A 24,881-nucleotide genomic window follows, 5' to 3' on the forward strand; every position below is an offset into this window, starting at 1 on the left:
GCCTAGGTGGGGAGACCCCGGAGCCCGGCCAGCTTCGCCGGGTTGCGCACGAGGTCGACGCGGACGACGCGCCCGCCCGCCGTGGTGAGTGCCACGACGCCGGTGACGCGGGTCGTGGCGCCGCCGTCGGGGCCCTCGGGCCGCACGATCGCGAACCCGGTCGCGCCGTTCACCCGCACCAGCTCGACCCGCTCGCGCCCGGCGGCGTCGACCTTGGCGAGCACGCCGAGCAGGAAGCGCGCGACGCGGTCGGCGCCCACCACCGGGCGGCGTGCGGAGCTGACGACGCCGCCGCCGTCACCGGTCAGCACGACGTCGGGGTCGAGCACCGCGACGAGACCCGCGAGGTCGCCCTGCAGGCTCGCCCCGGCGAAGGCGGCGACGACCGCGTCGTGCTCGGCCGGGTCGACGGGTGCGCGGGTGCGCTCCGCGGCCAGGTGGCGCCGGGCCCGGCTGGCGAGCTGGCGCACCGCGGCCGGCGTGCGCCCCACGACCCGGGCCACCTCGTCGAACGTCAGGCCGAACACGTCGTGCAGCACCCACGCCGTGCGCTCCGCGGGCGAGAGCCGCTCGAGCAGCACCAGCAGCGCGTAGTGCACCTCGTCCGCCAGCGTCACCCGGTCCGCGGGGTCGTCGCCGTCGCCCGCCCCTCCGGGACCACCGGGCGCCGCGAGCCCGCCGAGCACCGGCTCGGGGAGCCAGGGGCCGACGTAGGTCTCCCGCCGTACCCGCGCGGAGCGGAGCACGTCGAGCGCCCGCCGCGACACCGCGACCACCGCCCACGCCTCGAGGTCGTCGAGCGGCTCCGCGACCCCCGCGAGCCGCAGCCACGTGTCGGCGACGACGTCCTCGGCGTCCGCGCGGGAGCCGAGGATCGCGTAGGCCACGCCGACGAGCCGGGGCCGCAGCGCGTCGTACCGCTCCGCGAGCTCGGCCGGGCTCGAGCGGGGAGCGGGGTCAGCGGCCACCGAGCCACTCCGCGAAGGTCTGCGTGCCGACGAGGTCGGGCGCGGCGGGCACGAGCGCCCCCGCGCGCACGCCCTTCCCGAACGCGCCCGGCACGGGCACGGGCACGACGAAGCGGGGTCCGTCCCCGCGGCGCGCCGGGGTGCGGGCGGTGCGGCGGGCCATGGCGGCGAGGTCCTCGCGGGCGGGGCCGGCGAGCTCGAGGACGGTACGACGGGGCTCGCCCACCGCGAGCCGTGCGAGGACCTCGGCGACCTCCGCGGCGGCGACGGGCCGCACCGGCATCCGGGGCGCGAGGCCGACGGGACCGAGCGCCATCCGCTGCGTCATCTGGCCGGCGAACTCGTGGAACTGGGTGGCGCGCAGGACCGTCCAGGGCACGGGACCGGCGGTCACGAGCGCCTCCTGGCGCAGCTTGCCGGCGTAGTAGTCGTAGGGGACCCGGTCGATCCCGACGATGGAGAGCACGACGTGGTGCCCGACACCGGCGGCCTGCTCGGCGGCCAGGAGGGCCTCGGTGGTGCGGCCGAAGAACGCCTCCGACTCCGCGCCCTTCATCGTGACCACGTTGAGCGCGTCGACCACGGCGTCGACGCCGGCGAGGCGCTCGGTCAGCGTCGCCGCGAGTGCGGCCCCCGGCCGCGTGAGGTCGACACCCGTCGAGCGCGCCAGCACCACCGTCTCGTGCCCCGCGGCGCGCAGCGCCTCCGCCGTGAGCGCTCCGACCAGCCCGGTCCCGCCCGCCACTGCCACCCGCATGTCCGTCCCTCTCCGTCGCGGCCCCCGGCGGGCCGTCCACACCGAGGACGAGACGGCCGGCCAGAGTGTGACATCCCCGCCGCCGTGCGCGGCGCGTCCTTGCCGCGCCGACGTAGCGTCGCCGCATGAGCGAGACCAACGACGCCGTCGCCGAGGTCTGGGACGACTGGCAGGACGCCGTGAACATGACCCCGTCCGAGCTCGAGAAGTGGCTCGAGACCGACGAGTCGCAGTCGGTCGGGCAGGGCGAGGGCGAGTCGACCGGGCACAAGTCGGGCCGCCGCATCGTCGAGATCAAGCACAAGAACAAGACCGAGCTCACCGACGACGACGCCGCCCACATGCGCAAGGTCGTCGGGTACGTCGCGCGCCACTCCGCGCAGCGGCCGAAGGGCGACGTCACCGACACGAAGTGGCGCTGGTCGCTGATGAACTGGGGCCACGACCCGCTGAAGTAGCCGGCCGCCCGGATCGGGTACCGGGCCCCCATGAGCCGACGACTGGTACGACGCGTGGTGGGGCAGGGCCTGGCGGCCGGGGCGATCGGGGCCGTCGTGATGACGCTCGGCGAGAAGGTCGAGCAGCGTCGGACCGGGCGGCCAGACTCCTTCGTGCCCGCGCGCGTGCTCGAGCGACTCGTCGGGGCCGACGAGCAGACCGGGGCGCGGTCGACGGCGACGAACTGGGCGATGCACTTCGGCCAGGCCGCCCTGCTGGGCGTGGTGCGGTCGACGATGGCGCACGCCGGCCTGCGCGGGCCGCTGGCCTCGGCGAAGTTCACGGTCCTGCGCCTCACCACCGACCAGGTGCTCGAGAACGCCACCGGCGTCGGGGCGCCCCCGCAGACCTGGCCGCGGGGCGAGCTCGTGCTGGACGTGGTCCACAAGACGGTCTACGCCTTCACCACCGGGCTCGTCGCTGACGCGCTCGCCGCGAAGGAAGGCCCGGGTCCCGGCCAGCGCCACGCCGCCGCGGTGCCCGGGCGTCACGCCGACGTCGGCCCGGTCCCGCGCGACTCGGCGTTCGGGCGCTGAGGGCCCGGGCCGCCCGCAGCGGTACGCCGGCCCGCCCGCGCCTCCCGCCGCCGCCAGCGGTACGCCGGCCCGCACGAGCCGCCGTACCGGCCCGGGATTTGCCTCCGGGCGACACTTGACGCCGCAACCCGCCACTTCCGGCGGAAAGTTTTCGCCCGGAAGTGGCGGGTTCCCCGGTGCACCGGGGAACCCGCCACGACCCGCCCCTCAGTACGACTCCGGCCGCCCGCAGCGGTACGCCGGCCCGCGCGCGCCGCCGTACCGGCCCGAGATTTGCCCCTGGACGACACTTGACGCCTCAACCCGCCACTTCCGGCGGAAAGCTTTCACCCGGAAGTGGCGGGTTCCCCGGTGCACCGGGGAACCCGCCACGACCCGCCCCTCAGTACGACTTCGGCAGCCCGAGGGTGTGCATGGCGACGAAGTTGAGGATCATCTCGCGGCTGACGGGCGCGATGCGGCCGAGCCGTGCGGCGACCAGCATGTTGCCGAGCCCGTACTCCACCGTCAGGCCGTTGCCGCCGTGGGTGTGGACGGCGACGTCGGTGGCGTTGCAGGCGACCTCGCCGCCGGCGTACTTGGCCATGTTGGCGTACTCGCCGGCCCCGAAGTCGTCGCCCGCGTCGTACAGCGCCGCGGCCTTCTGCCACAGCAGCCGCGCCTGCTCGAGCTCGATCTTGATCTTCGCCAGCGGGTGCGCGATGCCCTGGTGGGCGCCGATGGGCTGGTCGCGCCAGACGGTGCGCTCCTTGGCGTAGGCCACGCCCTTGTCGAGCGCGTAGCGCGCCATGCCGCACGAGAAGGCCGCGCCCATGATGCGCTCGGGGTTGAGCCCGGCGAAGAGCTGCCACATCCCGCCGTCCTCGTCCCCGACGAGCGCGTCGGCCGGCACGCGCACGTCGTCGAGGAACAGCGTGAACTGCTTCTCCGGCGCCTGCCACGACATGGGGATGACCTGCTTGTCGAAGCCCGGGGCGTCGGTCGGCACCACGAACAGCGCCGGCTTGAGCTTGCCCGTCGTCGCGTCCGCCGTGCGCGCCACGATGAGCACCGACGCGGCCTCGTCGACGCCGGAGATGTAGGTCTTCTGCCCCTTGATCACCCAGTGGTCGCCGTCGCGCGTGGCGGTCGTGGTGATCTGGTGGGAGTTGGACCCGGCGTCGGCCTCGGTGATGCCGAACGCCATGAGGTGCGTGCCGTCGGCGATGCCCGGCAGCCAGCGCTGCTTCTGCTCGGGCGTGCCGCAGCGGTTGATGATCGAGCCGCAGATCGCGGGGCTGACGACCATCATCAGCAGCGGGGCGCCGGCCGCCGCCGACTCCTCGAGCACCGCCGCGAGGTCGGCCATGCCGCCGCCGCCACCGCCGTGCTCCTCGGGGATGTTGACGCCGAGGAAGCCGTTGCGGCCCATCTCGAGCCACATCTCGGTCATCTTGCCGCCCTCGCGGGCCTGCTTCGCGACGTACTCGTGGCCGTACTTGGCCGCCAGCTTCGCGACCGCCTCCCGCAGCGCGGTGCGCTCGTCGGGCTCGGTGAACGTGCTCATGCCTCTTCCCCTCCGTCGGCGACGACCGCGAGCACCTCGCCCGCGGCCACCTGCTGCCCGGCAGCGACCGGGACGTCGGTGACGGTGCCGTCGTGCGGCGCCGCCACGGTGTGCTGCATCTTCATCGCCTCGAGCACGAGCACCGGGTCGCCCGCGGCGACCTGCTGCCCGGCCTCGGCCACCACCCGCACGACCGTGCCGGGCATGGGCGCGAGCAGCGAGCCGCTCGCGACCGCGTCGGCCGGGTCGGTGAACCGCGGCAGCACCCGCAGCGCCACGTGACCCCCGGGGCCGTCGACGTCGACGACGCCCACCCCGCCCGCGGGCACGGCGACGGCGTACGTCGAGCGCACCCCGTCCACCTCGAGCACCACGCGCGTGGGGCTCGCGGCCACGACCACGGCGTCGTCCACGACGTACCCGTCGGCGCCCCCGCGGGCGCCGCTCCACGCCACCTCGACCTCGGCGTCGCCGTGCACGAACCGGGTCACCTGCGGCTGCGAGGGCACGTTGCGCCACGCGACCGGGATGCCCCGCTGCACCGTCCGCTCGCCACGGGCGGTCTCGGCGAGGGCGACGGCGGCCGCCACCGCCGCCGGGCGTACGGCGGGAGCCTCCCCGCCGAGCGGGCGCTCGCCGAGGAACGCCGTGGAGACGTCCCCGGCCAGGAACGCCTCGTCGCCCAGCACCGCGACGAGCTGGTCGCGGTTGGTCACGAGCCCGTGGATGCGCGCCCGGCGCAGCGCGCCCGCCAGCGCCCGCGCGGCCTGGCGCCGGGTCGGCGCCCACGCGATGACCTTGGCCAGCATGGCGTCGTAGTGCGTGCCGACCTCGTCGCCCCCGGCGAACCCGGAGTCCAGCCGCAGCCCGGCCGGGGCGGTGCCGAGCTCGAACGCGACGTCGACACCCGGCAGGTCGAACGCCGTCAGCAGGCCCGACTGGGGCTGGTAGTCGGCCGCCGGGTCCTCGGCGTAGAGCCGCACCTCGATCGCGTGGCCCACCGGCTCGGGGCGGGCGGCGGGCAGCGGCGTGCCCTCCGCGACCGCGAGCTGCATCGCGACGAGGTCGACCCCGAAGACCTGCTCGGTGACGGGGTGCTCGACCTGCAGGCGCGTGTTCATCTCGAGGAAGAAGAACCGCTGGGTGGTCGCGTCCATGAGGAACTCGACCGTGCCGGCGCCGCGGTAGTCGATCGCCTCCGCGGCCCGGCGGGCCGCCTCGTGCAGGGCGCGCCACGTCTCCTCGGCGAGCCCGGGGGCGGGTGCCTCCTCGACGACCTTCTGGTGGCGGCGCTGCAGCGAGCAGTCCCGCTCGCCGAGCACGATCGCGCCCTGCTCGGTGCCGACGACCTGCACCTCGACGTGGCGGCCGCGCTCGACGTACGGCTCGACGAAGACGGTGCCGTCCCCGAAGGCGCTCGCGGCCTCGGCCTGGGCGGCCGCGACGGCGTCGGGCAGCTCGGCGAGGGTGCGCACGATGCGCATGCCGCGCCCGCCGCCGCCCGCCGAGGCCTTCACCAGCAGCGGCAGGTCGTCCTCGGTGGCCGCCGCGGGCTCGACCGAGTCGAGGACGGGTACGCCGGCGCCCGCCATCAGCTCCTTGGCGGCGACCTTCGAGCCCATGACGTCGATCGACTCGGGGCTGGGGCCGATCCAGGTCAGGCCCGCGTCGACCACGGCCCGCGCGAACGCGGCGTTCTCCGACAGGAAGCCGTAGCCGGGGTGCACCGCGTCGGCGCCGGCCGCCCGCGCGGCCGCCAGCACGAGGTCGGCGCGCAGGTAGGTCTCGGCCGGCGTGCTGCCGGGCAGCCGCACCGCGGTGTCGGCCTCGGCCACGAACGGCAGGTGGGCGTCGGCGTCGGAGTGCACGGCCACGGTGGCGACGCCGAGACGGCGGCAGGTGGCGAAGACGCGGCGGGCGATCTCGCCGCGGTTGGCGACGAGGACTCGGGTGATCACGGGTGCGCTCACATCCTGAAGACGCCGAAGCGGTCGGTCCCGCGGATCGGCTGGTTGTCGATGACGGACAGGCAGATGCCGAGCACGGTGCGGGTGTCGCGCGGGTCGATGACCCCGTCGTCGTACACGAGCCCGGAGAGGAAGAACGGCAGGCTCTGCTCCTCGACCTGCTGCTCGACGTACGCGCGGATGCCCGCGGCGCCCTCCTCGTCGTACGGCTGGCCCTTGGCCTCGGCGCCGGCCCGCATGACGAGGTCCATGACGCCGGCGAGCTGCGCCGGGCCCATGACGGCCGACTTCGCCGAGGGCCAGGTGAAGAGGAAGCGCGGGTCGTAGGCGCGCCCGTTCATGCCGTAGTTCCCCGCGCCGTAGGAGGCGCCCATGATCACCGTCAGGTGCGGCACCGCGGAGTTGGAGACCGCGTTGATCATCTGGGCGCCGTGCTTGATGATCCCACCCTGCTCGTACTCGGCGCCGACCATGTAGCCGGTCGTGTTGTGCAGGAACAGCAGCGGGGTGTCGACCTGGTTGGCGAGCTGGATGAACTGCGTCGCCTTCTGCGCCTCCTCGCTGAACAGCACGCCCTGGGCGTTGGCGAGGATGCCGACGGGCCGCCCGTGGATCCGCGCCCAGCCCGTCACCAGCGAGGAGCCGTAGAGCGGCTTGAACTCGTCGAAGGGCACGTTCGCCGCCGGCCCGACACCGGGCGTGGTGCCGTCGACGATCCGCAGGATCGCCTCGCGGGGGTCGAACGGCTCCTTGAGGTCGGTCGGCACGAGGTCGAGCAGGCCGTCGGGGTCGAGGTCCGGCTCGGCGTACGCCGGCAGCGCGGCGTCGGCGCGCGCCTTGCGGACCCCGAGGCGGGCCACGATGCGCCGCCCGATGCGAATGGCGTCGTGCTCGTCGGCGGCCAGGTAGTCCGCGAGGCCCGAGGTGCGGGCGTGCATCTCCGCACCGCCCAGCGACTCGTCGTCGGACTCCTCGCCGGTCGCCATCTTCACCAGCGGCGGGCCGCCGAGGAACACCTTGGCGCCCTCCTTGACCATGACGGTGTAGTCGCTCATGCCGGGGATGTAGGCGCCGCCGGCGGTCGAGTTGCCGAACACGAGCGCGATGGTGGGACGCCGGTCGGCGGAGGCCCGGGTGATGTCGCGGAACATCCGCCCGCCGGGGATGAAGATCTCCTTCTGCGTCGGCAGGTCGGCGCCGCCGGACTCGACGAGCGCGATGGTCGGCAGCCCGTTCTCGGCCGCGACCTGCGCCGCCCGGAACGCCTTCTTCAGCGTCCAGGGGTTCGACGCACCGCCCTTCACGGTCGGGTCGTTGGCGGTGATCATGCACTCCACGCCCTCGACCACGCCGATGCCCGTGACGAGCGAGGCGCCGACCGTGAAGTCGGAGCCCCAGCCGGCCAGCGGGCTCAGCTCGAGGAACGCCGAGCCCTCGTCGAGGAGCAGCTCGATGCGCTCGCGCGCCAGCAGCTTGCCCCGCTTCTTGTGCCGCGCGACGTACTTCTCCCCGCCGCCCGCCACGGCCTTCGCGTTCTCGGCGTCGAGCGCCTCGACCTTCTCCAGCAGTGCCTCGCGGTTCGTGCTCATCGGCCCTCCTCCAGGACGCGCGCCATGCGGTCCAGCGTCGTGCGCATGCCGCGCTCGTTGGTCCGGCCCCGCAGCTGCCCGAGCAGCAGCCAGTACAGGCGCACCGGCAGCGCCGGGTCGAGGCGGTAGTACTCCGTCACCCGGGTGCCGTCGCCCGCGGGCTCGAGGCGGTAGCCCCAGTTGTTGATCGTCTGCTTCGGCGTGCCCACCGACCACTCGAGGACGCGGCCGGGCTCGCAGCGCGTGATGCGACAGGGGGTCCAGTACGTCGGCCCCACGCCGTTGCGCTTCACGTGCCCCTTGAAGGTCGCGCCGACCGCGGGACCGGTGGAGCCGCGGGTCCAGCGCGCCTCGAACGTCTCGGGCGAGAACTCCCCGATCCGCGTGACGTCGCTGACCAGGTCCCACACCGCGTCGACCGGCGCCGCGACGTGGCGCGACACCTCCCCGCCGAGGGGGCGCAGGAGCCTCATCCGGCGTACCCCAGCAGCCGCGCGGAGAGGTCGGCGAGCACCTCGTTGGCGCCGCCGCCGATGCCCAGCAGCCGCACGTCGCGGTAGTGGCGCTCGACCTCCGAGCCGCGCATGTAGCCGGTGCCGCCGAACAGCTGCACCGCCTCGTGGCAGACCTGCTCGGCCGTGCGCACCGCGGTCTCCTTGGCCAGGCACGCCTCGGCGATCACCTGCTCTCCCGCGACGTGCCGGGCCGCGACCGCGTGCGTGTAGGTGCGGGCGACCTCGACCTGGCGGCGCATCTCGACGAGCTTGTGGCGCACCACCTGGCGCGAGCTGAGCGGCTTGCCGAAGGTCTGCCGCTCGTGGGCGTACGCCGCGGCGAGCGCCAGCGCGCGGGCGGCCGCAGCGTAGCCCTGCACCGCCAGGCCGATGCGCTCGACGACGAACTGCTGCGCGATCTGGACGAACCCGGTGCCCTCCTCGCCGACGAGGTTGGCCGCCGGCACGCGGCAGTCGACGAACGACAGCTGCGCGGTGTCGGAGCAGTGCCAGCCCATCTTGTCGAGCTTGCGGTCCACCGTGAACCCGGGCGTGCCGGCCTCCACGACGAGCAGCGAGACGCCACCGTGGCCCTGGCCCGGCTCGAACGCGCCGCCCGTGCGCACCGCGGTGGTGACGAAGTCGGCCCGCGTGCCCGAGGTGATGAAGGTCTTGGCGCCGTTGACGACGTAGTGGTCCCCGTCGCGCACCGCCGTGGTGCGGATCGACGCCACGTCGGAGCCGCCCTCGGGCTCGGTGACGCCGAGCGAGCCGATGGTCTCGCCGGCCAGGGTGGGCCGCACGAAGCGGTCGACGAGGTCGGCGTCGCCGCTCGCCACGATGTGCGGCAGCGCGATGCCGTGGGTGAAGAGGCTGGCGATGAGGCCACCCGAGCCGCCGCCGTCGAAGATCCCCTCGGTCACCGTCACGGAGTCGAGCAGGTCGCCGCCGTCGCCGCCGACGGCCTCGGGGAAGCCGATGCCGAGCAGGCCCGCCTTCGCCGTCGTGGCGTGCAGCTCGCGCGGCAGGGCGCCGGCGTCCTCCCACTCCTGCAGGTACGGCGCGACCTCCCGCCGCGTGAACGCCGCGGCGGCCTCGCGCAGGGCGGTGCGCTCCGGCGTACCCGTGAAGGCGACGTCGGCGGCCAGCGAGGTCTCCATCCGCCCGCTCACAGCAGCGAGTCCTCGACGCTGACCATCCGGCTGCGCACCCACTCGCCGAGGCCCTTGGCCTGGGGGTCGAAGCGGGTGGAGGCCGCCACCCCCTCGCCGAGCAGACCCTTGACCACCACGTTGACTCCTCCGAGGTTGGGCAGCGGGTAGACCTCGACCTCGAGGTCGGCCGCCTCCGGCACCAGCTCGCGGATGCGGCTGGGGGTGACGAGCTTGGTCAGCCAGGTGACGCGCGCCGCGTGCTTCGCCGGGTCGTGGCGGGCGCCGGTCGTGGCGACCCACAGCCCGATGTTGGCGTCGCCGCCCTTGTCGCCCGAGCGGGCGTGGACGAACGAGCCGAGCGGCATCCGGCGCGTCAGCGTGTCGATCGGGGCGGGGTACGGCGAGGGGCGCTGCGCCTGCGCCTCCACGTCCGCCACCTCGTCCGCCCCGGTGGTCACCGGGGGGTCGGCCACGACGACGCGCTGCTCCTCGCCGTCGGCATCCCGCACGACGACGAGGTGCTCGACGGCGCCGCGGTCGACGTACGCCGGGTGGTAGACGCCGTACGGCGAGGGCTTGGCCGGCGGTGCGGTGATCGCGAAGCCGGGGTAGGAGCCGAGGGCGAGCTCGACGGCGGCCGAGGTGAAGGAACGGCCGACCTTCTCGGCGTCCGGGTCGAGCACGGTGGCGCGCAGCAGGACGGACGCCGACTCCTCGGTGGGGGCGTCCGGCGTGGCGGGCCCGGTGTCCGACCAGTCGAGGGTCGCGGGCCGGCCCAGCGGCGAGGCGTCGAGGGTCGACTCGACCTGGGCGCGCACCCACGCGGCCTTATGGTCGATGTCGAGGCCGGTGAGCACGAACTCGACGCTGTTGCGCCAGCCACCCAGCACGTTGACGGCGACCTTGAGCCGCTCCGGCGGCGGGCTGCCGACGACGCCGCCGACCCGCACGCGGTCGGGGCCGACCTGCTCGAGGCGCACCGTCTCGAGGTGGGTGGTGACGTCGGGGCCGTGGTAGCGGTTCGACTGGATCTCGTAGACCAGCTGGGCGGTGACGGTGTCGGTCGTGACCGCGCCGCCGGTGCCGTCGTGCTTGGTGACGACGAACGAGCCTTCGGCGGCGATCTCCGCGACGGGGAAGCCCAGGGGCGTGGTGAGCGCGTCGGGCGGCAGGTCGCCGAACCCGGAGAAGTTGCCGCCGGTGGCCTGCGTGCCGCACTCCAGCACGTGGCCGGCGACGACGGCGCCCGCGAGCTCGTCGTACGCCGTGGGGCCCCAGCCGAAGTGCGCCGCCGCGGGGCCGACGACGAGGGAGGCGTCCGTGGTGCGGCCGGTGACGACGACGTCGGCACCGGCGCCCAGGGCCTCGGCGATGCCGAACGCGCCCAGGTAGGCGTTGGCCGTGAGGGCCTGCGACCAGTCGCGGTCGGCCGGGTGCAGCGCCACCGCGCCCTCGCGCAGCGCGGCGGACAGGTCGTCGCCGCTGACGTGGGCGATACGCGGCGACAGGCCCAGGCCCTGCGCGACCTCGGCGAGGCGGTCGGCGAGCCCGGCGGGGTTGAGCCCGCCGGCGTTGGCGACGATGCGCACGCCCTTCTCGAGGGCGAGACCGAGGCAGTCCTCCGCCTGGCGCAGGAAGGTGCGGGCGTAGCCGGACGTCGGGTCGCGCATGCGGTCCTTGCCGAGGATGAGCATCGTCAGCTCGGCGAGGTAGTCGCCGGTGAGCACGTCGAGGCCGTGCGGCCCGTCCGGGCCGGTCGTGACGCCCTCGAGCATCTCGCGCATGGCGGAGAGCCGGTCGCCGTAGAACCCCGAGCAGTTGCCGATGCGCAGCACGTCGCTCACGCCGGTCCTCCCTGGCTGTCGGTGCTGGTGGCGGTGCCGGTGTCGGTGCCGGCCGGCGCGCGGCCCGGGCCGGGCGGACCGGCGAAGGCCTGGGCGACGTCGAGCCAGTGGTCGGCCTCGGCGCCGGTCGCGCGCAGGGCGAGGTCGGCGCGGTGCCGGCGCTGCGTGACGAGCTGGGCGAAGTCGACCGCGGGGCCCTCGACGCGCTGCGCGGCGTCCTCCGGACCCCACGTCCACGTGGCACCCGAGGGGCCGACGAGCTCGACGCGCACCTCGGCGGTGGGGGCCTCCTCGCCGCGGTTGAGGTGGGAGAAGGCGCGGGTACGCACGCCGATGTGGCAGACGTGGCGCACGCCGTCGTCGTGCTCGACCGGCGCGCCGAGGGCGTCGGCGACGTCGAGGCCGTGGGCCCAGGTCTCCATGTAGCGCGCCGTCGCCATCGACGTCGGGCTCATCGGCGGGCCGAACCAGGGCATCTTCGCCCCCGGGTGCCGCTCGGCCAGCTCGCGCAGCGCCGCCTGCAGGGTGGCGCGGCGGTCGCGCCAGTCGGCCAGCAGCGTGGCGGGCGGTACGGCGCCCCCCTCCGTCGCGGACGTGTCCACGAAGTGCTCGGGGTCGCTCATCGCCTGCAGCACGAGGGCGTCCCAGGGCTCCTTCGCCCCGGCCGCGGCACCGGCGGCCGCGGTGGCGGCGACGTCGGTCCAGGCGAGGTGCCCGACCTGGGCCGCGACGTCCCAGCCCGCCGCCGGCGTCGGGCGGCGCCAGTCGGCCTCGGGCAGCGGGGCGACCAGGGCGTCCAGGCGGACCGACAGCGCGTCGAGGTCGGCCAGGACGCCCGCGAGGGCGCCTCCGGCGGCGGGGTCGGGGGGCGGGGCCATCAGGACTCCTGGAGGTCGGGGGTCGGGGCGGGGGCGGCGGGCGTGGCGGGGGCGGCGTCGAGCGCGGCGTCGAGCGTGAGCGCCCACTGGTCGAGGATCCGGGCGCGGCGGGCGGTGTCGTCGCCGAGCGTGGCGGCGAGGCCGAGGCCGCGCACGAGGTCGAGCGTGGCCTGCACGAGCTCGCGGACGCCGGGTCGCGACTCGTCGGCGCCGAGCAGCTCGACGGCCAGCTTGTGGGTCTCGCGGCCGAGGTGGCGCTCGAAGGGCGCGACGACCTCGCGCAGCGCGTCGTCGGCGCGGGCCGCGACCCACAGCTCGAGGGCCGCGGTGAAGACGGGGCCGGTGAACAGGTCGGCCAGCATGCGCAGCACCGCGCCCGTGCTGCGCCCCTCGCCCAGCGCGGCGACGGCAGCGCTCAGCTCGGCGCGCCGCGCCTGCGTCAGGTGCTCGACCGCGGCCACGACGAGGTCGCTCTTGGACGGGAAGTGGTGCAGCTGCGCGCCGCGGCTCACGCCGGCGCGCTGCGAGACCACGGTCGTCGACGTGCCCGCCCAGCCCCGCTCGGCCAGCACTTCGACGCAGGCCTCGAGCAGGCGTGCGCGCATGGCCCGCGTGCGCTCCTCCTGGGGCACGCGGTTCGTGCGCTGCGTCACGGTCACCCGGCCCACCCTGGGGCACGAGCCCACAAACAGTCAAGCCTGTCTTTTTCTCCCACGGCCAGGACGCAACCGATCCGAGGGCCGGCGCGTCGGACCCCGGGCGGGTACGGCGGGCGCGGGGGTGCCGCCGTACCCGGCCCACGGCCCGGCGGCGTCTCGGTCACACTGCCCGCATGAGCGACGCACGCACGATCGTCATCACCGGCGCGAGCTCCGGGCTGGGGGCGGAGATGGCCCGCCAGTTCGCGGACCTCGGCTACGACCTCGGGCTGTGCGCGCGCCGCACCGACCGCCTCGACGAGCTGCGCTCCGAGATCCTCGCGCGCCACCCGGAGCGGCGCGTGGAGGTGCGGGCGCTCGACGTCACCGACGACGACGCCGTCTTCACCGTCGTGCACGACCTCGCCCGGGCGCTGGGACGCATCGACCGCTTCATCGTCAACGCGGGTCTCGGCAAGGGCGCGCAGCTGGGCACCGGCAAGCACCGCGCGAACCGGCAGACCGCCGTCACCAACTTCCTCGGCGCACTGGCGCAGACCGAGGCCGCGCTCGAGGTGTTCCGCACGCAGGGCGACGGGCACCTCGTCATGGTGTCGTCGATGTCCGCGATGCGCGGGCTGCCGGGGTCGACCACGACGTACGCCGCGACCAAGGCCGGCGTCGCCCACCTGGCCGAGGGGGTACGGGCCGACGTGTACGGCTCCGACATCAAGGTCACGGTGCTCTACCCCGGGTTCATCACCTCGGAGATGAACGACGGCACGGGCGGCAACCCGCCGATGATCGTCTCGACCGAGAAGGGCGTGCGCGCCATGGTCGCGGCGATCGAGAAGGAGAAGGCGTCGGCCTGCGTCCCGCCCCTGCCCTGGGCGCCCATGAGCGTCGTGCTCAAGCACGCCCCGCTCGGCGTGCTCCGCAAGCTGGTCTGAGCCGCGGGGAGACCCCCGCGCCCCTCACCCCCCGACGGGGGCGGTGGCCTCGAGGTGGACGTGCTCGTTGAACGACACGAGGCGGACGCCGGCGGGTCCGACGGCGACCTTGGTCACCGCCGTGTTGACCACGACGGGGTGCAGGCGCGTCCAGGCGCCGGCGAGCTCGGCGGCCGGCACCTCCGGCTCCCAGCCGCCCACCATCGCGACGACGACCCAGGCGATCGCACTGCCGGACGTCACGACCACGACGGGGCCGCCGCTGCGGGCGCGCTCGGCGGCGTCGCCCAGCGCGTCCCACGTGCGGCGGGCGAAGGCGGCGAACGCCTCGGTGTAGTCGTCGTGCTCCCCGCTGGTCCAGCGCAGCATCGCCACCTGCAGCCACTGCTGCACCTGCACCGGGTCGGGGTCGGCGCCGCCGACCATCGTCGGCATGTGGTCGCGCAGCACCTCGCGGTGGTCGTAGCAGTTCCACCGCGCGTCGAGCACCGGCTCGGTCGACCAGCCGGCCGCCTCCGCCATGCTCTCGACGGTCCCGGCGTGGCAGGGCGGCTCCCCGTGCAGCAGCGTCGCGGGCGCGACCCCGCGGGCCGCGAGCGTGCCCCCCAGCAGCCGGGCCTGCTCCCACCCCAGCGGCGAGATCGAGTACGGGCCCTCGGCGTCCCACGCGGCGTGGCCGTCGCGCACGAGGAGCACCGTGCCGCTCACGCGTCCCACCCCACGGGTCCGTGCTCGACGACCTGCCGGCAGCGCTGCTCGAGCAGCCCCACCATCGGTCCGAGCGCGGCGAAGGCCGGGTTCGTGGTGGCGCCGGTGACGAAGCGCGCCCAGATCTGCTGCGCGATGACGGCGAGGCGGAACAGGCCGAAGACCTCGTAGAAGCGCCAGGAGCCGGCGTCGACCGCGAGGCCGCGGCGCGCGGCGTACCCCTCGACGACCTGGCGGCGCGTCCACATGCCCGGCAGGTGGGTGGGCTGGCGCCGGGAGACGCGGAACGCGGGCTCGTCGTCGGCCTGCACCCAGTAGGCCAGCGCGCTGCCGAGCTCGCACAGCGGGTCGCCGACGGTCGCGAGCTCCCAGTCGAGCACGCCCGCGACCTCGAACGGCCGGCCCGCGCGCGGGTCGCCGTGCAGCACGAGGTTGTCGAACCGGAAGTCGTTGTGCACCAGGCAGGAGCCGACGTCGGCGGGCCGCTCGGCCTCGAGCCACGCGGTCACCTCCGCGAAGTCGGGTACGTCGGGAGTGCGGGCCGCGGCGTACCGGCGCGTCCAGCCGGCGACCTGCCGGGCCACGGAGTCGCCGCCCCGGCCGAAGCGCTCCAGCCCGGCGGCGGCCACGTCGACGTCGTGGAGCGCGCCGAGCACGTCGACCGCCCGCCCGCACAGCTCGTCGACCGCCTCGGGGGTGAGGGCGGCGGCCAGCTCCGCGGGCACGTCGGAACGCAGGATCGTGCCGGCGAGCCGCTCCATCACGTAGAACTCCGCGCCCAGCACCGCGGTGTCGGTGCCGTGCACCACCATGGCGGGCACGAGCGGGAAGACGGGGCGCAGGGCGGCCTGCAGGGCGAACTCGCGGCCCATGTCGTGGGCGCTGCCGCCGCGCGCGCCGTGGGGCGGGCGGCGCAGCACGAGCTCGCGCACGCCGGCGGACCCCGACTCGCCGTCGGAAGTGGCGGCGAGCGGGCCGTAGCGGAGGAGGTAGGTCAGGTTGGAGGCACCACCGGGGAACTGGCGCACCACGGGCAGGCCGGGCGGCAGCGCGGCGCGCTCGCTGCCGAGCACGCCGGGGGCGACCTCGGCCCCGTCCGCGGTGCCTGCGAGCGCCCTGCGCAGCCACCCGTCGACCGCCGCGACGTCGAAGGCGTCCTCGTCGCGCACCGGCTTCGTCGCGTCGCCGACCACACCGTCCTCGCTCACGACCACGCTCTCCTCACGCTGCCCGGACCGGCCGGTACGACGTCGGCGGGTGCCCGCGTCCGCCCTTCCGGTCCCGTCCGGCATTGTGTCCGACATCATCGGGCGGCGAGGCGGATTCGGCAGGTTGCGGGGGGAGCGGGCATGAGGCGCAGGTTCGGTCGCGGTGGCGTGGCGACGGTGGTGGCACTGGTCGTCGCGGCGTCGCTCGTGGCGTGCAGCGGCGACGACGAGGAGCGCGAGGCCGCGACCGACGTGGTGACGACGCTGGCGCAGGCCCTCTCGGCCGGCGAGCTCGACGACGTCCCGCTGTCGGGCGCCCGCCCCGCCGAGGCCCAGGAGCAGCTCGACACCATCGTCGCCGGGATGGGTGACGTCGAGCCGGTCGTCAGCGGCTCCGCGGTCGAGGTCTACCCCGACAACGGCCGCGCCACGGCCGAGCTCTCCTGGTCGTGGGAGCTCGGCTCCGCGACGTGGGACCACACGACCACCGTCGAGCTGACCGGTGCCGGCGAGGACTGGTCGGTGCGCTGGTCCCCCGCCCTCGTCGAGTCCTCCCTGCTGGAGGGCGAGGTGCTGCGCGCCCGCACCGTCGCGGCGCCCCGCGGTGCGGTGCTGGCCGGGGACGGCACGCCGATCGTGCTCCCGCGCCCCGTCGTGCGCTACGGCATCGACAAGTCCCTCGTCGACGCGTCGATCGTCGCGACGTCGGCGCAGGCCCTCGCCGAGGCGCTCGGCATCGACGCCGCCGCCTTCGTCCAGCGCGTCGCGGCCGCGGGTCCGCGCGCCTTCGTCGAGGCCCTCGTGGTCCGCGCCGAGCAGGCCGACCCGAACCTGCTGTCCGGCACGCCGGGCGTCGCCGCGCTCGAGGACACGCGCCAGCTCGCCCCCACCCGCACCTTCGCCGCCCCGGTGCTGGGCACCGTCGGCGAGGCCACCGCCGAGGTCGTCGAGGAGTCCGACGGCGCCGTCGCCGCCGGCGACGAGGTGGGCCTGAGCGGCCTGCAGCGCCGGTACGACGACACGCTGCGCGGCACCGACGGGCTCGCCGTCGTGGTGGTCGACGCCGAGGGCGGCGAGCGCGAGGTCCACGCCGAGGACCCGGTGCCCGGCACCGACCTGGCGACGACCCTCGACGTACCCCTGCAGACCCTGGCCGAGTCGGCGCTGGCGGAGGTCGGCCCCGCGAGCGCGCTCGTCGCGGTGCGCCCCTCGGACGGCGCCCTCCTGGCCGTCGCGAACGGGCCCGGCGCCGGGGGGAACAACGTGGCGACGTCGGGCCGGTTCGCGCCGGGGTCCACCTTCAAGGTCGTCAGCGCCCTCGCGCTCGTGCGCGCCGGGGTCGCGCCCGACGACGCGGTCGAGTGCCCCGCCACGACCACGGTCGACGGGCGCACCTTCGAGAACTACGACGACTACCCGGCCGCCGCGCTCGGCCGCATCACCCTCACCGCGGCGGTGGCGAACTCCTGCAACACCGCCTTCCTCGGCAACGCCGACCTCGTCGGCGAGGGCGCGCTCGCCGAGGCGGCCGCCGCCCTCGGCCTGGGGGTCGACCACGACCTCGGGTTCCCGGCGTACCTGGGCTCCGTGCCGGCGCCGGAGGGCGCCACCGAGGCCGCCGCCTCCCTCATCGGCCAGGGCCGGGTGCAGGCCTCGCCGATGGCGATGGCCACCGTCGCGGCCTCCGTCGCCGCCGGCCGGGCCGTGCTGCCCCGCCTGCTCCCGGAGGTGGCGACGGAGCAGGTGCCGCCCGCGACGCCACTCACCGCGGAGGAGGTCTCGGCGCTGCAGGGGTTCCTGCGCGCAGTGGTCACCGAGGGCAGCGGCCGCGCGCTGGCGGACCTGCCGGGCGCGCCCGTCGGCGCCAAGACCGGTACGGCGGAGTTCGGCACCGCGACCCCGCCCGCGACCCACGCCTGGATGATCGCGACGCAGGGCGACCTCGCCGTGGCCGTCTTCGTCGAGACCGGCGAGTCCGGCTCCCGCACCGCCGGCCCCGTGCTGCGCGACTTCCTGGCCGGCGCCGCCCGGTAGCGGCGACACCGGCCGGTCACCAGGTCGACACCTCGCGGGGGCTGACGCGGGGGCCCGCCGGGAGTAACTTCGGGCCCACACCATCCAGCTCCGTCGCGGACTCGGGCCCGCTGCCGGCCCTGACCGGGCCGGTGCGGCGTCGTGGCCGTGACCCACTCGGGGGAGTCACGCACGTGGTCAGGTCCGCACGCCTGCACCCGGTCACCCGGACCGGGTCCGCCCTCCTGCTCGTCCTCCTCGGCATGGTCGCGCTCGGCGCCCCCGCCCAGGCCACCACCGGCCTCGAGGTGGGCATCCGCGCGACGACCGCACCCCAGGCCCCCTCCGGCACCCCGTTCGGCTACGAGGTGCGCGTGGCGTGCTCGCGGCCGGAAGCCCCGTGCGAGGGCGTCGTCGCGCGGCTCCCGCTGGGTGACGCGGCGGCGTACGACGTGGTGCCCGGCGAGCCCGGTGCCGCGGGCGGCGTGCAGGTCACGACCGCCGTCGAGGCCGGGGCGCTCGTCGCGCGGGTCGCCGGCCCGCTGCCCGCCGGCACCTCGGTCACCGTCCCCCTCACCGTGACCCCGCCGAACGACGTGCTCGCCGACGGCAGCGGCTGGTCGCTGACCCCGACGGCGACGAGCACCAACGCGTCGGTGCGCGGCGCCCCCGGCGGCTACACGCCGACGACGCGCAGCAGCGTCGAGGCGCGCACGTCGGTGGTCGCGCGGGCGGTGACCGCGGGCAACGTGTGGCGCAAGCCGGGCGACGAGGTGCGCTTCGAGGTCGAGGTCGGCTGCCTGCAGCCCGAGGTCGGCAACGTCTTCCCGGGCCGCCTCGAGATCGTCGCCGAGCTCGCGCCGGGCCTCGAGCTCGTGCGGGCCGAGCCGGGCGCCACGCGCCGCGACGACCGCACCGTGACGTGGGTGGCCGACGCGGCCCACCTGCCCGCCAGCTGCACCGAGCGCGGCGCCACGACCCCGGTGCGCGGCGCCGTCGTCGCCCGCATCGCCGCCGACCAGGTCGACGGCACGCAGCTCCCGCTCGTGCTCCGCGCCCGCCCCAGCTCGGGCGGGTCCACCCCGGTCGTGACCGGCGAGACCGTCCGCACCACCACCCAGGTCACCGTGCGCACGCGTCCCGAGGCCAGCCCGGGCGGCCTGTTCGCCGGCGCGTTCGGCCAGGTCCGCACCAGCACCTCCGACACCGGCTCCACCGAGGACCGCTCGCAGGCGACGTACGCCGGCGACTGGCTCGGCACGCTGGCCGCGCAGCCGGGCAGCACGCTGGCGCAGTACCAGCCGAACGAGGCGACCGGGCTGACCCAGGCGGGCTTCAAGGCGTCGTACAACAACGTCGAGGGCGGCTCGGGCTACCAGGTCGCGCTCAGCCAGCAGCTGCCGTGCCTGACCGGCGGCACCCGCCACGAGCCCCGCGACGGCGCCTGCGCCCCGGCGTTCCACGCCACCACCGCGGCCGTGTGGGTCGACAACGACGCGGAGGGCGACCACGGCCCGGCGCTGCCCCCGACGTACCGCGCCCAGGCCCTGCTGACCGACGGCTCGCGCGTCCCGCTGCACCGCACCGGCGCCTCCCCCGGCCTCGCCGACGGCGGCCAGTGGGTCGCGTTCGCGGTCCCGCAGGGCGCCGTCGGCCAGGTGCGGGCGCTCGAGTTCCCCCGCACCCCGGGCGCGGAGTCGTTCCGGATGCACTGGGCCGTCTACGGGTACGCCGACGCCGGCGTCGCCGCGGGTGACGTCCTCGTCGCCCGCACCAGCGCGCGCGCCCACCACGGTGACTGGTCGACGGCGCTGGCCCCGCGCGACGCGCAGCTCGCCGTCGCCGGCCGCCCCCAGCTCGGTGTCGCGACGTCGTTCGCCGACGACGTCGTGGAGGAGGTCGGGGGCACCACGACGCTCGACCTCACCGGCCGGGCCCTGCTGCCCGGTGCCGCCGGGGGCGACCTGGTGCTCGCCGACCGCCTGCCCGTCGGCACCCGCTGGGACGGCGCCGTGCCCGCGACCCTGCCCGTCACCGTCGACGTCACCCACCGCGGGGACGACGGGCGCCAGGCGGAGCGCACGGCGACGCTCGAGGCGCCGCTGCGCGTCGCGGCCAACGTGGGCGGCAGCGGGCGCACCCTCGTGACCGTCACGGTGCCGGCCGCCGAGCTGGCCCCGTGGACGAGCGCCGGCGGCGCGCGCCTCGAGCTGGCGGCCCGCCTGCCGGTGGCCACCACCCGCCCGGGCCTGCACGTCAACGAGGCCCGCCTCCTGCTGCCGCGCGGCGCGGTCGCCGACACCTGCGCCCAGACCCCCGGCGCCCGCGCCGGCACGGTCGCCCCCCACGTCAGCGGGCTCGCCGTCCCCGCCGCGGGCTGCGGCGCGACCGCCCCGCTGCGCGTCGAGGTCGGCGACGGCGCCGCCTCGTTCTCCGTCGACACCGTCGTGCGCGGCGACCGCGACGCGGGCGCGAAGGCCGCGCCCGCCCTCGGGCTCGTCAGCGCCGAGCGCGGGGAGGCGACGTACACGGTCCGGTGGCGCAACACCGCCGACGTGCCGCTGAAGGACGTGGTGCTGTACGACGTGCTCCCCACCCCCGGCGACGAGCTGCTGGCCGGCGCCGCGGTCGGCACCCCGCGGGGCAGCGGGTTCACCACCCGGTTCGTGCGCATCGAGGACGCACCCGCGGGCCTGCAGGTGCAGTACGCGACCGGCACCGACGTCTGCCACTCCGACCTCGGCAGCCCGCTGGCCGACGGCTGCGCCACCTGGCGCGAGAGCGCCCCGGCGGGCGAGGTGCGCGGCCTGCGCGTCACCTCCCGCGACACCTACGCGATCGGCGAGGGCTTCGACCTCACCTTCACCGTCGCGGTGCCCGCGGGCGTCGCCCCCGGCGCCGTCGCGTGGAACACCGCCGCCGCGACGGCCCGCAACGCCTGGACCGGCTCCGGCCTGCCCGCCCGGGAGAGCCAGAAGGTGGGCACGACCCGGTACGCCGAGCACCTGCCCCCCGTCGTCGAGCTCTCCGCCGACCGGGCGTACGCCGGCGCCGGCGAGGCCGTGACCTACCGGCTGTCCGTCAGCAACCCGGGCCCCTCGCCCCTGACGACGAACGCCCCCGTCGGGCGCCTGCCCGTCGGCCTGCAGTTCCTCAGCGCCACCCTCGGCGGGGTCGTGCAGCTGCTCCTCGACGCCGTCGGCCAGCTCGCCGACGGGCTGCAGACCGGGCTGCTGGGCGCCGCGGAGCGACCGCTGCTGCCGACGCTCGAACCCGAGCTGCCCGTCGACCCGGAGGCGCCGGTCGACCCGGAGGTGCCGGTCGACCCGGAGGCGCCGGTCGACCCGGAGGTGCCCGTCGAGCCCGTCCCCGCGCCCGCCACGGGCGGCGAGGTGACGTGGCCGGCGCTCGAGCTCGCGCCGTACGAGACGAAGGTCGTCGAGCTGGTCGCCGCGCCCGACGCCTACGCGGCCGGCAGCCTGCTGAGCCGCTTCGAGCTCGAGGGCGCGATCCTGCCCGACCCGTGCCCCGAGGGCGCGGGCGTCTGCGCCGAGGTGAACGTGCCGTCGGGCGCGCTCGAGATCACGCACGAGGCGGACGGCGACGGTGTCGCCCTCTTCGGCTCCGGGCCCACGGCCATCCAGGTCGACTGCGTCCGCGGCGGCGTCGCGGTGCACGGCTTCCCGCGCACGGTGCAGCTCGCCGACGGCGAGGCCGTCCGCGACCTCCCGGTGCCCTTCGGCTCGGTCTGCTCGGCCGGCGTCACGCAGGACCAGGGCGCCACGGCCGTCGCCGTGCAGCCCGCGGCCGGCACCCGCGTGACGCCCGCGTCCCCCGGCGGCCGCCTCCAGGTGGCCACCCGCTTCGACCTCGCGCGCCTGCTGGTCGTCAAGCGCGTCGCCGGCGTGGGCGCGCCGATGGCCCCGGCGGCCAGCCGGGTCGAGGTGACCTGCACGTGGCGGGGCACCACGCTGCCCGGCCTGCCCGTCCAGATGGACCTGCGCCACGGCCGGGCCGCCGAGGTCGCCGCGCCGCTGCCGGTGGGCGCCCTGTGCAGCGCCGCCGACACCGACGCGGCGGGCGCCGACGCGGGCGCGGCCGGCGCGGTCGCCCTGCGCACGGCCACCCGTGACGGCCACACGGTGCTCGAGCTCGTGTCGGCCTGGTCGGCCGGGCGCCTGGTCGTGCGGGGCGACGACGCACTCGCCGGCGCCGCGACGGTCGACGTCACCTGCCGGCGCGGCAGCGCGCCCGTCTGGTCGGGTCGCGTCGAGGTCGCCGCCGGGCGCTCGGTCGTCGCCGGACGCGACGGCGCGCCCGCCCTGCTCCCGGCCGGCACGGCCTGCACGGCGGCGGGGGGCACGGCGTACCGCGTCTCGGCCGACGGCCCCGCCACCGCCGTGACCGTCGCGGCGGGCGACCCGAGCCGGCTGCAGGAGCTGGTGATCACGGTGGGGCCGCGGACGGCGTACGCCGACCCGGTCACCCGCGCCGGCCTCGGCCCGCGCTCGACGACCCCGGTGCTCCCGCCCGCGCCGGGTCTCGGCGCTCCGGCGACGGGCCTCCCCGGCGCCGCGCCCGGGAGCCTCCCCGGCGCGGCGGTGCCGCTCGGCGTGCCGCCGCTGCTCCAGGCCGCCCCCGACAGCCGCGTGGTCCCGGGCGCCGAGGACCCCGAGGGCTCGCTGGGCCTCGCCGCCCCGGCCGCCGCCGAGGCGGGCCCGGACGAGGACGGCCGTCGCGTCGACCCGCTCGTGCCCCTGGCCGTCGCGGGCGTGCTCCTGCTCGGCGCCGGCGCGCTCTGGTCGCGGATGCGGAGCGCCTGACCTCCGGATCGTGGTGGCAGCGCCAGGGATTCCGTGGCGCTGCCACCACGGATCAGGCCGGGCGGCGGGTGCGCAGCAGCCAGGCCAGGCCGAGGAACGGCAGCACCAGCGGCAGGTAGCCGTAGCCCGACCCGAACCGCGACCACACGGTGTCGTCGGGGAACCAGTCGCCGTGCACGACGCTGACGGTGCCGACGGCGAGCACCCCGACGAGCTCGACCAGCACCGCCACCCAGGCGACCCGGCGCCACACCGGCGCGGGACGGGCCAGGCCGAGGGTGGCGGCGACGTAGACGAGCGCCGCGAGCGCCGAGAGCCCGTAGGGCACGGGCGCGTCGGCGGCGTGGGTGAACAGCTGCACGGACGAGCGGCCGGTCGCGGCGAGCGCGAGCACGGCGTACACCGCGACGAGCACCCGCCCCCAGCCCCCCGACGTACGGCGGGACGCGGCCGCGGTGGCGTCAGGCACCGACCGGGTCCCAGATCTGCTCGAGGCGCACGACGAGCACGGGGATGACGAGCAGCACGACGAGCAGCACCCCGGTGCCGGCGCGGCTCGGCTCGCCGCGCGCCCACCAGATGCCGACCGGGATCAGCGCGACGAGCCCGAGGAGGTAGCCGACGAACGTCGCGACGCTCACCCCGTCGGGCACGCCCCGGACGGCCTGCACGAGGCCGACGACGAGCTGCGCCACCAGCAGCAGCTCGACCACCCACAGCGGGAGGCCGAGGAGGGGGTCGGGGCGGCGGTCGCGCCAGACGTAGAACCCGGCGAGGGCCGCGACGGCCAGGGAGGCCACGACGACGGCGAGCTGCAGCGGGTCCCACACGGGAGCCATCGTAGGGACCGGTGACCACCGCCCTACGCTGACCCGGTGACGACCTCGCTCCCCGACCACGCGCGCCCGGGGCTGCCGGGCGCGGCCGACGTCGACCGGGCGGCCGCCCTCCTCGCCCCGGTGATCCCGCCGACGCCCCTGCAGCACAGCCCGCGGCTCTCCGCGCTGACCGGGTACGACGTGTGGCTCAAGCGCGAGGACCTGACCGCGGTCCGCTCCTACAAGGTGCGGGGCGCCTACACGGTGATCGCGGGCCTCGACGCGGCGGCGCGGGAACGCGGCGTGACCTGCGCGAGCGCCGGCAACCACGCCCAGGGCGTCGCCTACGCCTGCGCCCGGGCGGGGGTGGCCGCCACGATCTTCCTGCCGCGCACCACGCCGCGGCAGAAGCGCGACCGGGTCGCCACGCTCGGCGGCCCCCACGTCGAGGTCGTCATCGCGGGCGAGGCGTACGACGACGCCGCGTCGGCCTGCGCCGAGTTCGCCGAGGCCTCCGGCGCCACCGTCGTGCCGGCCTTCGACCACCCCGGAACGGTCGCGGGGCAGGGCACCGTCGCCGCCGAGGTCGTGGCCCAGGCGGCGGCCGCGGGCCTCGCGCCGGCCGCGGTCGTCGTACCGGTCGGGGGTGCGGGGCTGCTGGCGGGCACCACGACGTACCTCACCGAGCGGGCCCCGGGCGTGCGCGTGCTCGCCGCGGAGCCGGCGGGCGCGGCCTCCCTCGCGGCGGCGCTCGCGGCCGGCGGGCCCGTCGACCTGCCGCACGTGGACCCGTTCGTCGACGGCGCCGCGGTGCGGCGGATCGGGGCGGTGACGTACGCCGCGGTGGCCGCGGCCCGCCGTACCGTCGAGCTGGCGACCCTCGCCGTGCCCGAGGGCCTCGTGTGCGTGGAGATGCTCGACCTCTACCAGTCCGAGGGGATCATCGCCGAGCCCGCGGGGGCGCTGGCGAGCGCGGCGCTGCGGATGGTGGCCGGGCCCGACGCGCCCCCGGCCGGCAGCACCGTGGTCTGCGTGGTGTCGGGCGGCAACAACGACGTCTCGCGCTACGCCGACGTCGTCGAGCGGGCGCTGGTGCACGAGGGCCGCAAGCACTACTTCCTCGTCGAGTTCCCCCAGGAGCCCGGCGCGCTGCGCCGCTTCCTCGACGAGGTGCTCGGACCCGACGACGACATCACCCTGTTCGAGTACACGAAGCGCAACAACCGCGAGACGGGCCCGGCCCTGGTCGGCGTGGAGCTCGGCGACCCGGGCGAGCTCGGGGCCCTGCGCGAGCGCATGGCGGTCTCGAACCTGCGCGTGACGAAGGTCGACCCCGACAGCCCCCTCTTCGGCTTCGTGCTCTGACACCGGGCGCCCGCGCCGCGGCGCGTCCTCGTGAGCGGGCGACGAACGGGTACCGGCCGGTCCTCAGGTCGGGGCCGCACCGGCCGATCTCCCCCGGGCAGTTGTGACGGGGAGCACAATGGGCGGT

At 76.3% G+C, this 24,881-nt stretch carries 20 protein-coding genes; 6 read left to right on the plus strand and 14 right to left on the minus strand.

What is annotated here, in order from left to right:
* Positions 1-2: 2 nt before the first annotated feature.
* Positions 3-968: an RNA polymerase sigma factor SigJ gene (sigJ, locus tag INN71_RS06785; protein ID WP_301799948.1), complete on the minus strand. Its 966-nt coding sequence runs from the start codon at positions 966-968 to the stop codon at positions 3-5.
* Positions 958-1,725, minus strand: a complete 768-nt coding sequence (locus INN71_RS06790; protein ID WP_301799949.1) for an SDR family oxidoreductase — start codon at positions 1,723-1,725, stop codon at positions 958-960. Before INN71_RS06790 ends, sigJ begins: the two co-directional genes overlap by 11 nt.
* A 125-nt stretch (positions 1,726-1,850) precedes the next feature.
* Between INN71_RS06790 and INN71_RS06795 the strand changes: the two genes are divergently transcribed.
* A complete protein-coding gene (locus INN71_RS06795) occupies positions 1,851-2,183 on the plus strand; it encodes a DUF3140 domain-containing protein (protein WP_277498044.1) in 333 nt (110 codons plus the stop codon).
* Positions 2,184-2,213: 30 nt separating this feature from the next.
* Positions 2,214-2,759 (plus strand): hypothetical protein, encoded by a 546-nt coding sequence (locus tag INN71_RS06800; protein WP_301799950.1) that lies wholly within the window; start codon positions 2,214-2,216, stop codon positions 2,757-2,759.
* A gap of 382 nt (positions 2,760-3,141) precedes the next feature.
* Here the strand turns inward: INN71_RS06800 and INN71_RS06805 are convergent, their stop codons facing one another.
* From INN71_RS06805 to INN71_RS06840, 8 genes are read right to left on the minus strand one after another with little or no spacing between them, the layout of a single operon-like run.
* Entirely contained in the window at positions 3,142-4,305 is a 1,164-nt protein-coding gene (locus tag INN71_RS06805) for an acyl-CoA dehydrogenase family protein (RefSeq protein WP_301799951.1), read from the minus strand.
* Positions 4,302-6,263 carry a biotin carboxylase N-terminal domain-containing protein gene (locus tag INN71_RS06810; RefSeq protein WP_301799952.1) on the minus strand — a complete coding sequence of 654 codons (1,962 nt, stop codon included), beginning with the start codon at positions 6,261-6,263 and terminating at the stop codon, positions 4,302-4,304. Before INN71_RS06810 ends, INN71_RS06805 begins: the two co-directional genes overlap by 4 nt.
* An 8-nt stretch (positions 6,264-6,271) precedes the next feature.
* Positions 6,272-7,861, minus strand: coding sequence for an acyl-CoA carboxylase subunit beta (locus INN71_RS06815; RefSeq protein WP_301799953.1), 1,590 nt, complete (start codon positions 7,859-7,861; stop codon positions 6,272-6,274).
* A complete protein-coding gene (locus INN71_RS06820; RefSeq protein ID WP_277498036.1) occupies positions 7,858-8,334 on the minus strand; it encodes an SRPBCC family protein in 477 nt (158 codons plus the stop codon). The genes INN71_RS06815 and INN71_RS06820 overlap by 4 nt, the downstream gene beginning before the upstream one ends.
* Positions 8,331-9,527, minus strand: coding sequence for an acyl-CoA dehydrogenase family protein (locus INN71_RS06825; RefSeq protein ID WP_301799954.1), 1,197 nt, complete (start codon positions 9,525-9,527; stop codon positions 8,331-8,333). The genes INN71_RS06820 and INN71_RS06825 overlap by 4 nt, the downstream gene beginning before the upstream one ends.
* Positions 9,524-11,353, minus strand: coding sequence for an acyclic terpene utilization AtuA family protein (locus INN71_RS06830; protein WP_301799955.1), 1,830 nt, complete (start codon positions 11,351-11,353; stop codon positions 9,524-9,526). Before INN71_RS06830 ends, INN71_RS06825 begins: the two co-directional genes overlap by 4 nt.
* Complete coding sequence (locus tag INN71_RS06835) at positions 11,350-12,231, minus strand: TIGR03084 family metal-binding protein (RefSeq protein WP_301799956.1); 882 nt, start codon at positions 12,229-12,231, stop codon at positions 11,350-11,352. The genes INN71_RS06830 and INN71_RS06835 overlap by 4 nt, the downstream gene beginning before the upstream one ends.
* The gene (locus INN71_RS06840) at positions 12,231-12,890 is read right to left on the minus strand and encodes a TetR/AcrR family transcriptional regulator (protein WP_367619026.1); all 660 of its coding nucleotides are present in this window, start codon (positions 12,888-12,890) and stop codon (positions 12,231-12,233) included. Before INN71_RS06840 ends, INN71_RS06835 begins: the two co-directional genes overlap by 1 nt.
* 173 nt (positions 12,891-13,063) lie before the next feature.
* Between INN71_RS06840 and INN71_RS06845 the strand changes: the two genes are divergently transcribed.
* Entirely contained in the window at positions 13,064-13,819 is a 756-nt protein-coding gene (locus INN71_RS06845) for an SDR family oxidoreductase (protein ID WP_277498031.1), read from the plus strand.
* 24 nt (positions 13,820-13,843) lie between these two features.
* Here INN71_RS06845 and INN71_RS06850 read toward each other — a convergent pair whose 3' ends face one another.
* Both INN71_RS06850 and INN71_RS06855 read right to left on the minus strand, forming a co-directional pair.
* Positions 13,844-14,527, minus strand: a complete 684-nt coding sequence (locus INN71_RS06850; RefSeq protein WP_301799957.1) for a histidine phosphatase family protein — start codon at positions 14,525-14,527, stop codon at positions 13,844-13,846.
* Positions 14,524-15,735 (minus strand): phosphotransferase family protein, encoded by a 1,212-nt coding sequence (locus INN71_RS06855; RefSeq protein WP_301799958.1) that lies wholly within the window; start codon positions 15,733-15,735, stop codon positions 14,524-14,526. Before INN71_RS06855 ends, INN71_RS06850 begins: the two co-directional genes overlap by 4 nt.
* A gap of 141 nt (positions 15,736-15,876) precedes the next feature.
* Here INN71_RS06855 and INN71_RS06860 point away from each other — a divergent pair, with 141 nt between their 5' ends.
* Together INN71_RS06860 and INN71_RS06865 are read left to right on the plus strand one after the other, a co-directional pair.
* Positions 15,877-17,769, plus strand: coding sequence for a penicillin-binding transpeptidase domain-containing protein (locus INN71_RS06860; protein WP_301799959.1), 1,893 nt, complete (start codon positions 15,877-15,879; stop codon positions 17,767-17,769).
* Between the two features lie 173 nt (positions 17,770-17,942).
* Positions 17,943-22,571 carry a DUF5979 domain-containing protein gene (locus tag INN71_RS06865; protein ID WP_301799960.1) on the plus strand — a complete coding sequence of 1,543 codons (4,629 nt, stop codon included), beginning with the start codon at positions 17,943-17,945 and terminating at the stop codon, positions 22,569-22,571.
* 52 nt (positions 22,572-22,623) lie between these two features.
* Here the strand turns inward: INN71_RS06865 and INN71_RS06870 are convergent, their stop codons facing one another.
* Together INN71_RS06870 and INN71_RS06875 are read right to left on the minus strand one after the other, a co-directional pair.
* Positions 22,624-23,040 (minus strand): hypothetical protein, encoded by a 417-nt coding sequence (locus INN71_RS06870; protein ID WP_301799961.1) that lies wholly within the window; start codon positions 23,038-23,040, stop codon positions 22,624-22,626.
* Complete coding sequence (locus INN71_RS06875; protein WP_301799962.1) at positions 23,033-23,401, minus strand: hypothetical protein; 369 nt, start codon at positions 23,399-23,401, stop codon at positions 23,033-23,035. Before INN71_RS06875 ends, INN71_RS06870 begins: the two co-directional genes overlap by 8 nt.
* 45 nt (positions 23,402-23,446) lie before the next feature.
* On the opposite strand from INN71_RS06875, the gene ilvA reads away from it, so the two are divergent.
* Positions 23,447-24,754, plus strand: coding sequence for a threonine ammonia-lyase IlvA (gene ilvA, locus INN71_RS06880; protein WP_301799964.1), 1,308 nt, complete (start codon positions 23,447-23,449; stop codon positions 24,752-24,754).
* The last annotated feature ends 127 nt before the right edge of the window (positions 24,755-24,881 follow it).

It is taken from the genome of Nocardioides sp. ChNu-153, assembly GCF_030466625.1.
Lineage (GTDB): Bacteria > Actinomycetota > Actinomycetes > Propionibacteriales > Nocardioidaceae > Nocardioides.